1 protein-coding gene and 1 pseudogene are annotated in these 16,244 nt (G+C 75.8%); both read right to left on the bottom strand.

Features of this window, described 5'->3' with window-relative positions; genetic code table 11:
- Nucleotides 1-23: 23 nt before the first annotated feature.
- Complete coding sequence (locus ACFYZS_RS24715) at nt 24-4,940, bottom strand: type I polyketide synthase (protein ID WP_389016420.1); 4,917 nt, start codon at nt 4,938-4,940, stop codon at nt 24-26.
- 63 nt (nt 4,941-5,003) lie between these two features.
- Nucleotides 5,004-15,605, bottom strand: a pseudogene (locus tag ACFYZS_RS24710) (beta-ketoacyl synthase N-terminal-like domain-containing protein); the annotation flags it as partial.
- Nucleotides 15,606-16,244: the final 639 nt, after the last annotated feature.

Raw genomic sequence — 16,244 nt, 5'->3', positions numbered from 1 at the left:
TCGGCTACGTGCTCGGGGCTCGGTCAGGCCAGGCCGAGTTCTCTGTCGATGAAGGCGAAGACGTCGTCCGCCGAAGCGGATTCGAGCTGGTCGCGGACCATCTCGCCGGTTCCCTGGAGGTCGGTGAGCCTGCCGACCAGGGCTTGCAGCCGCGAGGTGATCCGGCTGGAGCGGATCTGCTCGATGTCGAGGGAGGCGGCGAGCTCCTCGAAGCGGTCCAGCTCGGTGAGCACGTCGGCGGGGCCGCCGTCGCCGTCCTGGAACAGCTCGGTGCGCAGGAAGGCGGCGAGCGCGGCGGGGGTCGCGTAGTCGAACACCATCGTGCTCGGGAGGTTCGCCCCCGTCGCCTCGCTCAGGCGCGCCCGCAGTTCGACGGCTGCGACGGAGTCGAAGCCGAGGTCCTCGAAGGCGCGGGTCGGCTCCAGCTCCGCCGGGGAGTCGTAGCCGAGCAGGGCCGCGACCTTGCCGCGGACCAGGTCGAGCAGGGCGCGGGTCTGCTCCGCCTCCGGCTTCGCGGCCAGCGAGGCCACCAGGGCGGACCCGCCGCCCGCCGCCGCGCCCTCGGCGGCGCCCGCGAGGATGTCGCGTACCTCGGGCAGGGCGTTCAGCAGCGGGCGGGGCCGGGCCAGGGTGTAGGTGGGGACGAAGCGCTCCCAGTCGAACTCGGCGACCACGAGGTGGCTCTCGTCGTGCTCGATGACCTGGCGCAGGGCGCCGACGGCGATGGAGGGCCGCATGGCGGGGGCGCCGATCCGGCGCATCATGGCGCCCAGTTCGGCGTCGACCATGCCGCCGTCCCAGGAGGACCAGGCGACCGAGGTCACCGTACGGCCCTGGGCGCGGCGGCGGTGGGCGAGGCCGTCGAGGTGGGCGTTGGCGGCGGCGTAGGCGCTCTGGCCGGCGCTGCCCCAGACGGCCGCGCCGGAGGAGAAGAGGACGAATGCGTCCAGCTCCCGGTCGGCCAGCAGTTCGTCGAGGAGGACGGCGCCGGCGACCTTGGCGTGGCCGACCTCGGCGAACTCCTCCAGGGAGAGGTCGGCGAGCGGGGCGATGCGCTGCATCGCGCCGGCCGCGTGGACGACGGCGGTCAGCGGCAGGTCCGCGGGTACGGAGTCCAGGACGCGGGACAGGGAGGCGCGGTCGGTGACGTCGCAGGCCTCGATGCTCACGCGGGCCCCGAGGGCGGTCAGTTCGGCTTCGAGCTCGGCCATGCCGGCGGCGGCGCGGCCGCGGCGGCTGGTGAGCAGCAGGTGCTCGGCGCCCTCGGCGGCGAACGTACGGGCCACGTGGGCGCCGAGGCCGCCGGTGCCGCCCGTGATGAGGACGGTGCCGCGGGGCTGCCAGGTGCGGCGGGGCTCCTGACCGGCGAGGGGGGCACGGACGAGGCGGCGTACGAAGACGCCCTGCGGGCGGATCGCGGCGGCGTCCTCGCCGGAGGCGCCGGTCAGCAGGGAGCACAGCTGCCGGGCGGCGGCCGCGTCGACGGCGGCGGGCAGGTCGACGATGCCGCCCCAGGTCTGCGGCAGGTCCAGGGCGAGGGCGCCGGCCAGGCCCCACAGGGGGGTCTGGGCGACGGAGGCCACCTCGTGGGAGCCGGCGACGGCGGTGGCCTCGGCGGTGGCGAGCCACAGCGGGGCGGTGAGCCCGGCGTCGCCGTGGGCCTGTACGAGGGTGATGGTGGCGGCCAGGCCCCGGGTGAGGCCGGGGTGTCCGGGGTGGGGCCGCTCGTCGAGGGAGAGCAGCGAGAGCACGCCGGAGGCGGTCCGCGTGCGGAGCGCCTCGGCCAGCGCCGTACGGTCCTCCCCCGCGACCTCGACGGTCTCGGGGGCGGCCCCGCTGTCGGCCAGCGCCGCGAGCACGGCCGCGACCCGGGGGTCGGCCGCGCTCTGCGGGGTCACGGCGACGAGCCAGGTGCCGGTCAGGGCCGGGGCGGGCAGGGCCTCGGGGGCGGGCTGCCAGGCGACGCGGTAGCGCCAGGAGTCGAGCGTGTGCGCGTCGTGGTGGCGGCGGCGCCACTTCGCCAGGGCGGGCAGCACCTCGTGCAGCGGCTCGGCGGCGATCTCCAGCCGGCCGGCGAGGGTGTCGACGTCGGCGTGCTCGACGGAGTCCCAGAAGGCGGTGTCGGCCGGGTCGGCCGCGGCGCCGGCGCCGCCCTGTGCGGCGGCGAGCAGGCCGGGGGTGGCCGGGGCGGCGTCGGCCCAGAAGCTGCGGTGCTGGAAGGCGTAGGTCGGCAGTGCCAGTCGGCGGGCCGGGCGGGCGGCCGGGCGCGCGGCGAACAGGGCGGCCCAGTCCGGGGTGGCGCCGCGGGCGAAGGCCTGGGCGACGGCGGCCAGGAGCGTGCGCTCCTCGTCGCGGCCGCGGCGCAGGGCGGGGGCGACGACCGCGCCGGCCCCGTCCGTGAGCGAGTCGGCGGCCATCGGGGTGAGCGCGGCGTCCGGGCCCAGTTCGAGGAGGATGCGGACGCCGTCGGCCTCGATCGCGCGCAGGGCGTCGGAGAAGCGGACGGCCTCGCGGACGTGGCGGACCCAGTAGTCGGCGCTCTGCAGCTCGCCGTCCGCGGCCGGGCGGCCGGTCAGGTTCGACACGACGGGGATCCGGGCCTCGTTCCAGGTCACGCTCTGGGCGACGGTGCGGAACTCCTCCAGCATCGGGTCCATGAGCGGGGAGTGGAAGGCGTGCGAGACGCGCAGCTCCTTGGTCTTGCGGCCCTCCTGCCCGAAGTGGGCGGCGATGGCGCGGACGGTGTCCTGCTCGCCGGAGACCACCACCGAGCGGGGGCCGTTGATCGCGGCGATGCCCACGCCGTCGGTGAGGTGGGGACGGACCTCCTCCTCGGTGGCCTGGACGGCGGCCATCGCGCCGCCGGCGGGCAGGGCCTGCATGAGGCGGCCGCGCGCGGTGACGAGGCGGGCGGCGTCGGCGAGGTCGAGGACGCCGGCGGCGTGGGCCGCGGCGATCTCGCCGATGGAGTGGCCGGCCAGCACGTCGGGGCGCAGGCCCCAGGAGCGGACGAGCCGGAACAGGGCGGTCTCGACGGCGAAGAGCGCGGGCTGGGCGTAGGCGGTGCGGTTCAGGAGCGCCTCCGCCTCCTCCGAGGGCTCGCCCCACATCACGTCCTTGAGCGGGGTGTCGAGGTGCGCGTCGAGGGCGGCGACCGCCTCGTCGAGGGCCTCGGCGAAGACCGGGAAGGCGGCGTGCAGTCCACGGCCCATGCCCAGGCGCTGGGCGCCCTGCCCGGAGAAGAGGAAGGCGGTGCGGACGTCGGGTTCGGCGACGGCGCGGGCCGCGTCGCCCGGGGTGTCCCCCTCGGCGAGGGCCGCGAGGCCCGCTGCGAGCTCCTCGCGGTCGGCGGCGACGAGGACGGCGCGGTGCTCCAGCGCGGCGCGGGTGGTGGCCAGCGAGTGGCCGAGGTCCCGTACGGGCGCCTCCTGCCCGGCGGCGTCCAGGGAGGCCAGGTGGTCCAGCAGGTTGGCGGCCTGGGCGCGCAGCGCGTCGGCGGTCTTCGCCGAGAGCGGCAGCAGCACGGGGGCGACGGCTTCGGGGGCCTCGTCGCCCTCCGGGGCCTGGTCGCCCTCGGGGGCCTCCTCGGCCGGCGCGGCCTCGATGATGACGTGCGCGTTGGTGCCGCTGAGGCCGAACGCGGAGACGGCGGCGCGCCGCGGCTCCCCGGTCTCGGGCCAGGCGACGGCCTCGGTGAGCAGCCGGATGTTGCCCGCCGACCAGTCCACCTTGGGGCTCGGCTCGTCCACGTGCAGGGTCTTGGGCAGGACGCCGTGGCGGATCGCCTCGACCATCTTGATGATGCCGCCGACCCCGGCCGCGGCCTGCGCGTGCCCGATGTTCGACTTGATGGAGCCCAGCCACAGCGGCCGGTCCGCGACGCGGCCCTTGCCGTACGTGGCGAGCAGCGCCTGCGCCTCGATGGGGTCGCCGAGGGTGGTGCCGGTGCCGTGCGCCTCGACCGCGTCGACCTGGTCGGCGGTGAGCTGCGCGCCGGCCAGGGTCTGCTCGATCAGCCGCTGCTGGGAAGGGCCGTTGGGGGCGGTGATGCCGTTGGAGGCGCCGTCCTGGTTGATGGCGCTGCCGCGGATGACGGCGAGCACCGGGTGGCCGTTCCTGCGGGCGTCGGAGAGCCGTTCGACGACGAGCATGCCGGCGCCCTCGCCCCAGCCGGTGCCGTCGGCGGCCGCGGCGAAGGACTTGCAGCGGCCGTTGGGGGCGAGGCCGCGCTCCTGGCTGAAGCCCACGAAGGAGGTCGGCGTCGCCATCACGGTCACGCCGCCGGCCAGCGCCAGGCCGCACTCTCCGGCGCGCAGGGCCTTGACCGCCCAGTGCAGGGCGACGAGCGAGGAGGAGCAGGCCGTGTCCACGGTGACCGCGGGGCCCTCCAGGCCGAGGGTGTAGGAGATGCGGCCGGAGGCGATGGAGCCGAGGCCGCCGATCCCGCCGTCGGAGGGGTAGTCGTGGTAGACGACGCCCGCGTACACGCCGGTGCGGCTGCCGCGCAGCGAGTGCGGGTCGATGGTGGCGCGCTCCAGCGCCTCCCAGGAGGTCTCCAGCAGCAGGCGCTGCTGGGGGTCGGTCTCCCGCGCCTCCTTCGGGCTGATCTTGAAGAAGTCGGCGTCGAACCGGTCGGCGTCGTGCAGGAACCCGCCTTCGCGGGCGTACGACTTGCCGGGCGTGCCCGGCTCCGGGTCGTACAGCCCGTCGACGTCCCAGCCGCGGTTGAGGGGAAAGCCGGTGATCCCGTCGCCGCCGGAGGCCACCAGGTCCCACAGGTCCTCGGGGGAGCCGATCCCGCCGGGGTAGCGGCAGCTCATCCCGACGATCGCGATCGGCTCGTGCTCGCGGGCCTCGGCCTCGCGCAGGCGCCTTTTGGCGCTCTGCAGGTCGGCGGTGGCTCGCTTGAGATAGTCGCGGAGTTTGTCCTGGTCAGGCATCTGAAGTCAACCAATCTGAAGCCAACTGTGGATCGCGGCGGTCGGGGTCTTTGTCGCGGCGGGTCAGAGCCCGAGCTCCCGGTCCAGTGCCTCGAACAGTTCGTCGTCGGTGACCGCCTGGAAGTCCTGCTCCGGGTCGGCCGGTTCGGTGGTACGGGTGTCCTGCCAGCGGCGCAGCACCGCTTCGAGCCGTGCGGTGATCCGCGCCGGGTCCGCGGCGTCCCGGGCGACGGCCGCGAGGGCCGCGTCCAGCTGGTCCAGCACCTCGGTGACGCCTTGGGTCCCGTCGTTGTCCTCGGGCCGGAGTGCGCCGGCCAGGTAGCCGGCCACGGCCCGCGAGGTCGGGAAGTCGAAGGCGAGGCTCGCCGGGAGGGCCAGTCCGGTGGCCGTGCCGAGGCGGCTGCGCAGTTCGACCACGGCCAGCGAGTCGAAGCCGAGTTCCTGGAAGGACTGGTCGGCGCCGACGGCCTCGGACGAGGCGTGGCCGAGCAGTCCGGCCACCTGCGAGCGCGTCAGCTCCACGAGCAGCCGCTCCCGCTCCTGCGCGTCCAGGCCGGTGAGCCGGCGCCTCAGCTGCTCGGCCTCGTCGGCGCCGCCGCGGCCCGAGCGGCCGGCGGGGGTCCGTACGAAGCCGGCCAGCACGGCCGGAGTCCGGCCGGTGGCGGCGCGGAGGGTGCCGCGGTCGAGGTCGAGGGCGGTCAGGTCCGCCTCGGCGGTGCGCAGCGCCTCGTCGAGCAGGTCCAGTCCGCGTTCGGCGCCCAGGGCGGGCAGTCCGAGCGAGGCCAGCAGCTCCTGCTGGTCCGCGGGGTCCGCGGCGGCTTCCCAGGGCCCGAAGGCGAGGGTGGTGGCGGCGAGTCCGAGGGTGTGGCGGTGGCGGGCGAGCGCGGTGAGGAAGCCGGCCGCGGCGGCCCGGGCGCCCTGTCCGGCGCCGTGCATGAGCCCGGCGGAGGAGGACACGAGCAGGAAGGCCGCGAGGCCGCTTTCGCGGGTGAGCTCGTGCAGGTTCCAGGCCGCGTCGGCGCTGCGCCGCAGGTCGGCGTCGAGTGCGTCCGCGGCCTGCGCGTCGGTGCGGGCCGCGCCGGCCGGGAGGTCGGCGTGGACGACCGCGACGAGCGGGTGCTCGGCGGGTATGGCGGCCAGCAGCGCGGCGAGCGCGGTGCGGTCGGCGGGGTCGCAGTCGGCCACCTCGGTGTCGGCGTCGAGATCGGCGAGGGCGTCGAGTCCGTCGGCGCCCTGCGTACGGGTGAGCAGCAGGCGGGTGGCTCCGTGGCCGGTCACCAGGCGGCGGGCCACGGCCGCGCCGGCGGCGGACCCGGCACCGGTGACCAGCACCGTGCCGGCCGCCAGGGACGGCCGGTCCGCCTCCGGGGCGGCGGCCTTGACCAGCCGCGGTACGAGGACGGTGCCGGCGCGGATCGCGAACTCGGTGAGCCCGGCGCCGAGGGCGGCGGGCAGCGCCTGCCGGGAGGCCTCGGTGTCGTCGAGGTCGGCCAGCAGGAACCGGCCGGGGTGCTCGCTCTGCGCGGCCCGTACGAGACCCCAGACCGGGGCCTGGGCGAGGTCGGCGCCCTCGCCCTCGCGGGCCGCGACGGCCCCGCGGGTGACGACGGCCAGGGGCGCGGTCCGCTCCTCGTCGAGCCACTGCGCGAGCCGGGCCAGCGTGGCCGCGGCCACCGTACGGGCCCGGGCGGCCGCGTCGGCGTCGGCGGCCCCTTCGGGTACGGGGCATTCGAAGAGGGCGGGCGCGTCCTGGGCCGCGGAGCCGGTGGGGGCCTGGCCCCAGGTCAGCCGGTAGAGGGCGCCGGGCTGTTCGCCGGTGCGCAGCTCGTCCGCCGAGACGGCCCGCTGGGCGACCGCGTCCGCCGACAGGACGGGGCGGCCCTCCTCGTCGGCCGCTTCGAGGGCGAGCGTGCCCTGTGCGTCCCGGGTGATGCGGACGCGGAGGGCGGCGGCGCCGGTCCGGTGCACCTGGAGGCCGGTCCAGGAGGCGGTGGCGAGCGGGGCCGCGGCCCCGGTGTCGAGCCGGTCGAGGCGGTCGAGGTGCAGGGCCGCGTCGAGCAGGGCGGGGTGGACGGTGAAGCGGTCGGCCGCGCTCTCGCCGGAGCCCGCGTCGGCGGGCAGCGCGATCTCGGCGAACAGTTCGCCGCCGCGCCGCCAGGCCGCGTGCAGGCCCTGGAAGACGGGCCCGTACCCGTAGCCCGCGGCGAGCAGCCGCTCGTACGCGTCGGCCACCGCGACCGGGGTGGCGCCCGCGGGCGGCCAGGCCGACAGGTCGGCGGGGGTGGACGCGGACGCGGAGGCGCCGGCGGTGGTGAGGGTGCCTTCGGCGTGCAGGCTCCAGCCGGAGTCCGCGTCGCCGTCGGGGGCCTCGGCCCGGGAGTACACGCCGACCGGGCGCAGGCCGTCCTCGCCGGGCGCGCCCACCACCACGTGGAGGGGGGCGCCGCCCTGCTCGGGCAGCGGCAGCGGGGCGTGCAGGGTCAGCCCGGCCAGCCGGTCGCAGCCGAACTCGGCTCCGGCGCGCAGGGCCAGTTCCACGAAGCCGGTGGCCGGGAGGACGACCGTGCCGAGCAGGTCGTGGTCCTCCAGCCAGGGCTGTGCGGAGCGGGCCGGGCGGCCGGTGAAGGTGGCCCCGCCGGTGCCGGGGGCGGGGACGACCGCGCTCAGCAGGGGGTGGTCCACGGCGTCGAGGCCGAGCGAGCCGGCGTCCCCGCCGCGGCGCTCGTCGAGCGCCCAGAAGCGGTCGCGGCGGAAGGCGTACGTCGGCAGTTCGATGCGGCGGGCGCCGCTGCCGGCGAAGAAGCCGTTCCAGTCGACCTCGACGCCGTGGGTGTGCGCCTGGGCGAGGGCGGCCACGAGGGTGTGCTCCTCGTCGCGCTCGCGCCGCGACAGCGCCACGAACACCGGGGTGTCGGCGGAGCCGGAGCCGGAGCCGGTGCCCGGGCCCGCGCCGGTGTCGGTTTCGGTTTCGGCGAGGCAGGCGGGGCCGAGGCCCGCGAGGACGGCGTCCGGGCCGACCTCGACGAAGGCGGTGGCCCCGGCCTCGGCGAGGGCGCGTACGCCGTCGCAGAAGCGGACGGCCTCACGGACGTGCCGGACCCAATACTGCGGGTCGGCGATCTCCTCGGCGGTCATGATCCGGCCGGTCACGTTCGAGACGAGCGGGATCCGGGGCTCCGCCGGGGAGAGCTCGGCCGCGACGGCGCCGAACTCGGCGAGCATGGGCTCCATCAGCGGCGAGTGGAAGGCGTGCGAGACGCGCAGCCGGGAGGACTTGCGGCCCTGGGCCGTGAAGTGCTCCTGGATCGCGAGGACTTCCTCCTCGGCCCCGGAGACGACCACGGACTGCGGGCCGTTGACCGCGCCGATGCTCACGGCGTCGGTGAGGAGCGGCAGCACCTCGTCCTCGGAGGCCTGGACGGCCGCCATGGCTCCGCCGGAGGGCAGGGCCTGCATCAGCCGGCCGCGGGCGGCGACCAGCTTGGCCGCGTCGGCCAGGGACAGCACGCCGCAGACGTGGGCGGCGGTGATCTCGCCGATGGAGTGCCCGGCGAGGAAGTCCGGCCGCACGCCCCAGGACTCCAGCAGCCGGAACAGGGCGCTCTCGAAGGCGAAGAGCCCCGTCTGGGTGTAGAGGGTGCGGCTGAGCTCGCCCGCGTCCTCGCCCCAGACCACCTCGCGCAGCGGCCGGTCCAGGTGCCGGTCGAGCTCCGCGACGGCGGCGTCGAAGGCCTCGGCGAACACCGGGAAGGCGGCGTGCAGTTCGCGCCCCATGCCGGGGCGCTGGGCGCCCTGGCCGGAGAACAGGAAGGCGGTGAGTCCGCCGGTGGCGGCCCGGACGGCGGGTACGGGGGCGGGCGCGCCGGACGCGAGGGCGGCCAGCGCCCGGCGGGCCTGCACGGGGTCGCCCGCGATCAGCGCGGCCCGGTGCTCCATCGGCGCCCGGGTGGTCGCCAGCGAGAACCCGACGTCCCGCGGTTCGGCGGCGGGCAGCGTGTCCAGGTGCCCCAGCAGCCGCCCCGCCTGCCGTACGAGCCCCTCCGGGTCACGGGCCGACAGCAGCCACGGCACGACCCGCGTGGCGGCGGGCGCCGCGTCGGCGGAGTCGGAGGCGGCGCCGTCGGCGGCGGGCTCGGTGCCCGCCGGGGTGGCCGGGGTGGCCGGGGCGTCGGGGGCCGGCGCCTCCAGGATGACGTGGGCGTTCGTGCCGCTGATGCCGAAGGAGGAGACGCCGGCGCGGCGCGGGCGGTCCGACACGGGCCACTTGCGGGCCTCGTCGAGCAGCCGGACCGCGCCCGCCTCCCAGTCGACCTGGGTCGACGGCGCGTCCAGGTGCAGGGACTTCGGCATGATGCCGGTCTGCAGCGCCTGCACCGTCTTGATGACCCCGGCGACACCGGCGGCGGCCTGCGTGTGCCCGATGTTCGACTTGATGGACCCCAGCCACAGCGGTTCCGCGTCGCCGCGGTCCTGCCCGTACGTCGCGAGCAGCGCCTGCGCCTCGATCGGGTCGCCGAGCGTGGTGCCCGTACCGTGCGCCTCGACGAGGTCGACGTCCGCGGCCGACAGGCCCGCGTTGGCCAGGGCCTGGCGGATGACCCGCTGCTGCGAGGGCCCGTTCGGCGCCATCAGGCCGTTGCTCGCCCCGTCCTGGTTCACCGCGCTGCCGCGCAGCACGGCCAGCACCCGGTGCCCGTTGCGCCGCGCGTCGGACAGCCTCTCGATCACGAGGACGCCGACGCCCTCGGACCAGGCGGCGCCGTCGGCCGCGGCCGAGAACGACTTGCACCGGCCGTCCTTGGACAGCCCGCGCTGGCGCGAGAACTCCACGAAGGTCTCCGTGGACGACATGACGGTCACGCCGCCCACCAGGGCCAGCGGGCATTCGCCCGACCGCAGGGCCTGCGCCGCGAGGTGCAGGGCGACCAGCGAGGAGGAGCAGGCGGTGTCCACCGTCACGGACGGGCCTTCGAGGCCGAACGTGTAGGAGACGCGGCCCGAGCCGAGCGATCCGGCGGCGCTGTTGCCCGTGTAGTCGTGGTACATGATCCCGGCGAACACGCCGGTCGAGGTGCCCTTCAGGGAGGCCTGGTCGATCGCCGCGCGCTCCAGCGCCTCGTAGGCGACCTCCAGCAGCAGCCGGTGCTGCGGGTCCGTGGTCAGGGCGTCGTTGGGGCTCATGCCGAAGAACGCGGGGTCGAACTCGTCGGCGTCGTGCAGGAAGCCGCCGTGGCGCACGTACACCTTGCCGGGGGTGCCCGGCTCCGGGTCGTACAGCCCGTCGAGGTCCCAGCCTCGGTTGACCGGGAACTCGGTGATGGCGTCGACCTCGTCCTCGACGAGGCGCCACAGCTCCTCGGGGGAGCGGACCCCGCCCGGGTAGCGGCATGCCATGCCGACGATCACGATCGGGTCGTCGTCGGCCGCCGTGCCCGCCGTGCCCCCCGCTGCGGTCGCGGCCGTGGCGGTGGCCGCCGATCCGGCGAGGAGCGTGTCGAGGTGCCCGGCGACCGCCTGGGCGTTCGGGTGGTCGAAGACGAGGGTCGGGGTCAGCCGCAGCCCGGTCGCCGTGGTGAGCTGGTTGCGCAGCTCCAGCGCGGTGAGCGAGTCGAAGCCCAGCTCGTTGAAGGCGCGCTCCGGTCCGACCTCGGCCGTGGTGGAGTGCCCCAGGATCGAGGCCACCTGGCCGCGTACGAGGTCCAGCAGGGCGCGGCGGCGCTCCTTCTCCGGCAGCGCGGCGAGCTCCTGCCCGCGGGTGGCGGTACGGGCGCCGCCGGTACGGGCCGCGGCGCGGGCGCGCCGGCGGACCAGGGCGGAGAACTGCGCGGGCAGGTCCTCGGCCGCGCGCAGGGCGGCGAGGTCCAGGGCGAGCGGCAGCAGGACGGGATCGGCCGAGGTGGTGGCGGCCTCGAACAGGGCCAGGCCCTCGGCGGCAGACAGCGCGCCGATGCCGGAGCGGCGCATGCGCTGCAGGTCGGTGCTGTTCAGCTCCTCCGCCATGCCGTCGCCGCTGACGGAGCCGCCGTCGCCCTCGGTGGCCCACAGGCCCCAGGCGAGCGACTGGCCGGGCAGGCCCGCGGCACGGCGGTGGGCGGCCAGGGCGTCGAGGAAGGCGTTGCCCGCGGCGTAGTTGCCCTGGCCCGGGTTGCCGAGGACGCCGGCGACCGAGGAGAACAGGACGAAGGCGGACAGCTCCTGGCCGCGGGTCAGCTCGTGGAGGTTCCACGCGGCGTCGACCTTGGGGCGCAGCGAGCCGGCCAGCAGCTCGGGGGTGAGCGAGCCGATCGTGACGTCGCCGAGGACGCCGGCGAGGTGGACCACCGCGGACACCCGGTGGCGGGCGAGCAGCTCGCGCGCCCGGTCCGGGTCGGCGAGGTCGCAGGCAGCCAGGGTGACCTCCGCCCCGAGGCCGGTGAGTTCGGCGTGCAGGTCGGCGGTGCCGGGGGCCTCGGGGCCGCGGCGGCTGACCAGCAGGAGTTCGCGTACGCCGTGCTCGGCCACGAGGTGGCGGGCGACCAGGCGGCCCAGCGTGCCGGTGCCGCCGGCGAGCAGGACGGCGCCGGGGGCGTCGAAGCGGATGGTGTCCCGCGCCGTGGCCCCGGCCGTGGCGCGGACCAGGCGGGGGGCGTGCAGCGCGCCGGACCGTACGACGATCTCGGGCTCGGCGGCGGCCAGCAGGACGGCGGGGTCGACCGGGAGCCCGTCCGAGCCGGGTTCGAGGTCGGCCAGGACGATCCGGCCGGGGTTCTCGGCCTGGGCCGAGCGCATCAGGCCGCGGACCGCCGCACCGGCCAGGTCCGTGACGCCTTCCCCGGCCGCGGCGACCGCGCCGCGGGTGACGACGAGCAGGCGGGATTCGGCGTACCGCTCGTCCGCGAGCCACTCCTGTACGCGGGCCAGGGCCCGGGCCGTGGCCGCGTGCACCTGCGCGGCGGTGTCCCCGGCTGCCACGCCTTCCGAGCCGTCGAGGACCAGTACGTCCCGGGCGGGCCCGGTACGGTCGTCGGCCTCCCACAGCTCCCAGGTCAGCGGGGCGGGAGCGGCGGCGGGGGCCGGCAGCGGCCGGAGCTCCACGGCGAACAGCGCCCCGCCCGGGGCCTGTCCTGCGGTGTCGGCCGGGGCCGCGGGCCGGGAGGTGAGCGATTCGACGGAGAAGAGGGGCAGGCCCTGCGCGTCGGCGCCGTCGAGGGTGATGCCGTCCGGGCCGGAGGGGGCGATGCGCACGCGCAGCCGGGTCGCGCCGACGGCGTGCAGGCGCACGCCCCGCCAGGCGAACGGCAGCAGCACACCGGAGTCGGTGCCGCCCCGGCCGTCGTCGAGCAGCGAGCCGTGCAGGGCCGCGTCGAGGAGGGCGGGGTGGATGCCGAAGCGGGCGGCGTCCTCGTGCGCCTGCTCGGGCAGTTCGATCTCGGCGTACACCGCGTCGCCCTGGCGCCAGGCGGCCGTGAGGCCCTGGAACACCGGCCCGTAGTGGTAGCCGCGCTCCCGGAGCAGTTCGTACGCCTCGCCCACGGCCACCTCGGCGGCGCCCGCGGGCGGCCACGCGGTGAGGTCCGGGCCGGACGCGGCGGGAGCCTCGGCCAGCAGGCCCTGGGCGTGCAGCACCCACGGGGTGTCGGGGAGGGCGTCCTGGGGCCGGGAGTGGATGAGCACGGCCCGGCGGTCCAGCTCGTCCGGGCCGGCGACCGAGACCTGGAGGGCGACGCCGCCGTGCTCGGGCAGGACGAGCGGAGCCTGGAGGATGAGCTCCTCCAGGGCCGGGTGGCCGACCTGCTCACCGGCGTGCAGGGCGAGTTCGACGAAGCCGGTTCCGGGCAGCAGCACGGCGCCGAGCACGTCGTGGTCGGCCAGCCAGGGCTGGGTGTCGATGCCGAGGCGGCCGCTGAAGGTCACCGAGTCCGTGCCGGGAGAGGGGATGACCGCGCCGAGCAGCGGGTGGTCGGCGGGCGCGAGGCCGAAGGCGGTGGCGTCGCCGCCGCCCGACAGGTCGGCGATCATCCAGTACCGCTCGCGCTGGAACGCGTACGTCGGCAGCGCGACAGCCGCCGCGCCGGTCCCGGCGTGGAAGGCGGTCCAGTCGACGGGCGTACCGGTGGCGTGCAGGCGGGCGAGGGTGGTCAGCAGGGTGCGTGCCTCGGGCCGGTTCTTGCGTACGGCCGGCTCGACCACGGCGTCTTCGCCGTCGAGGGCGTTCTGGGTGAGGGCGGTGAGGATGGCGTCGGGGCCGAGTTCGACGAACGTCTGGACGCCCTTGCCGTGCAGGTGCCGGACGGTGTCGGAGAAGCGGACGGCCTCGCGCAGGTGGCGGGTCCAGTAGTCCGGGGTGCCCCAGTCCTCGCTGATCTCGCCGTGGACCCCGGCGACGACCGGGATCCGGGCGGGCGCGTACGTGACGCTCTCCGCGACCGCGCGGAACTCGGCGAGGGCCGGGTCCATCAGCGGGGAGTGGAAGGCGTGCGAGACGCGGAGCCGGGTCGTCTTGCGGCCCCGTTCCGTGAACGCGGCCTGGATGGCCTCGACGGCGTCTTCGGCACCCGAAACGACCACGGAGCGCGGGCTGTTGATCGCGGCGATGCCCACGGCGTCGGTCAGGTGCGGGAGGATCTCCTCCTCGGTCGCCTGGATCGCGGCCATGGCTCCGCCGGCGGGCAGCGCCTGCATGAGGCGGCCGCGCGCGGTGACCAGGCGGGCGGCGTCCTCGAGGGAGAGGACCCCGGCGGCGTGGGCGGCGGTGATCTCGCCGATGGAGTGACCGGCGAGGAAGTCGGGCCGCACGCCCCAGGACTCCACCAGCCGGAACAGGGCCGTCTCGATGGCGAAGAGGGCGGGCTGGGTGTAGGCGGTGCTGTTCAGCAGCGCCTCGTCCTCGCCCCAGATCACCTCGTACAGCGGGGTGTCCAGGTGCTCGTCGACGGCCGCTGCCACGGCGTCGAGGGCCTCGGCGAACACCGGGAACGCCGCGTGCAGTTCACGCCCCATGCCCAGCCGCTGCGCACCCTGGCCCGTGAACAGGAAGGCCGAGCGGCCCTCCCGTACGAGGCCCTGGACCACGCCCGGCTCCGCCGAGCCCTCCGCGAGGGCCGCCAGGCCCGCGAGGAGCTCCTCGCGGTCCCCGCCGACGACGACGGCCCGGTGTTCGTGCGCGGTCCGGGTGGTGGCGGTGGAGTAGCCGAGGTCGGCCAGGGACACGTCCGCGTGCCCGGTGACGTGGGCGTGCAGCCGCCCGGCCTGCTCGGCCAGGGCCTTCGCCGTACGGCCGGACAGGACGACGGGGACCAGCGGGAGGGTACGGGTCTCGCCCTTGTCCTCCGCCGCTTCGGCGGCCGGGGCCTCCTCGACGATGACGTGGGCGTTGGTGCCGCTGAGGCCGAAGGAGGAGATGCCGGCCCGGCGCGGGCGCTCCCCCGCCGGCCAGGCGACCGGCTCGGTGAGCAGCTTGACGTTGCCGGCCGTCCAGTCGACGTGCGGGGTCGGGTCCTCGGCGTACAGGGTCTTGGGCAGCAGGCCGTGGCGCAGTGCCTGGACCATCTTGATGACGCCGCCGACCCCGGCCGCGGCCTGCGTGTGCGCGAGGTTGGACTTGAGGGAGCCGAGCCACAGCGGCTTGTCCTCGTCGCGTCCCTGGCCGTACGTGGCGAGCAGCGCCTGCGCCTCGATCGGGTCGCCGAGCCGGGTGCCGGTGCCGTGGGCCTCCACGGCGTCGACGTCGGCGATGGTCAGGCCGGCGTTCTCCAGGGCGCTGCGGATGACGCGCTGCTGGGAGGGGCCGTTGGGGGCGGTCATGGAGCTGGAGGCGCCGTCCTGGTTGACGGCGGAGCCGCGGATGACGGCGAGGACCTCGTGCCCGTTGCGCCGGGCGTCGGAGAGCCGCTCCAGGACGAGGACACCGACGCCTTCCGAGCAGCCGGTGCCGTCGGCGTTCGAGGCGAAGGGCTTGCAGCGGCCGTCGGCGGCCATGCCGCGCTGGTGGCTGAAGTAGAGGAACATGTCCGGCTCGGTCATCACGGTGACCCCGCCGGCCAAGGCCAGCGTGGACTCGCCGGAGTTCAGGGACTGCGCGGCCAGGTGCAGGGCGACGAGGGAGGAGGAGCAGGCCGTGTCGATCGTCAGGGCCGGGCCCTCCAGGCCCAGGCTGAACGCGACGCGGCCGGTGACCAGGCTGCCGCCGGTGGTCGCCGCGGCTTCCGTGCCCAGCGCGTAGTCGTGGTACATGACGCCGCCGAAGACGCCGGTCCGAGTGCCGCGCAGGGTGTGCGGGGCGATGCCCGCGTTCTCGATGGCCTCCCAGGAGGTCTCCAGCAGCAGCCGCTGCTGGGGGTCGAGCGCCAGGGCCTCGCGCGGGGAGATCCCGAAGAGGCCCGCGTCGAAGTCGCCGGCGTCGTAGAGGAAGCCGCCCTCGCGGGTGATCGTACGGCCGGGCTTGCCCGGTTCCGGGTCGTACAGGGCGTCGGTGTTCCAGCCGCGGTCCTCGGGGAACGCGGAGACCCCGTCCCGGCCCTCGGCCACGAGCCGCCACAGGTCCTCGGGGGAGTTGACACCGCCCGGGTACCGGCAGGCCATGCCCACGACCGCGATCGGCTCACCCGATGACCTGCGCTCCGCCGCGGCGAGCCGTTTGCGGGCCTCACGCAAGTCGGTGGTAGCCCGGCGTAGATACCCGAGAAGCTTCTCCTCGTTGCTCACCGAGCACACCCTCCTATGCCATTCGACGGCGCCCGGGCGAGATGCGCTTTTCCGTGCGGTCCGGGGCAGGAATTTCGGCCTGCGCCCGGTCGGCACGTATGTTCCACAAACTCGCTACGGACTGAGATCTCTCGAAAATTACTTCGGTGGCAGGCGGTCCGCCCACCCCTGAGCACGGCCTCGGGCCCCCTAGGATCACAGCCGTCCCACCCCTCCCCGGCGGGGACCGGCCCTGCCGTGCGCCCCGGCGCCGACTTGACCCCTTGACGCGGGCAACGGCATACCAGGGGTCGGGTTAGGGGTCGATAGGGGTGGCTCCGGAGCAATTCGCTCCGTTAGCGTTCAGTACGGAAACTCTGACAACAGTCAGGCGAATCGCCCATCCGGAAATACGCATGCTTTCAGGGATACAGAAATGCCTCACAAAGGCCCGGCGTTAGCAGCCCGTACCGGCGATCCGCTTTCCGCGCAGGATCTCACTCATATCAATTCCAACGAGCGCCTGGGGTACCACACCCCACGGCGCTCATGCTGTCTTCCGCCGCTCCACGCAGGACCCGTTCCCGCCCCCACCGTTCGCGGCGCAACCCCCCACCGACCCCTCCACCCCCCAACGAGTAC

The sequence above is a fragment of the Streptomyces sp. NPDC001903 genome (assembly GCF_042891345.1).
GTDB lineage: Bacteria > Actinomycetota > Actinomycetes > Streptomycetales > Streptomycetaceae > Streptomyces.
Note: the sequence above shows the minus strand (reverse complement) of the source record. Positions and strands in the feature narration are given on the sequence as shown.

Bases quoted from the DNA above. Each gene is read 5' to 3' on its own strand.
- ACFYZS_RS24715 (WP_389016420.1), bottom strand. From the start codon at position 4,940: ATGCCTGACCAGGACAAACTCCGCGACTATCTCAAGCGAGCCACCGCC.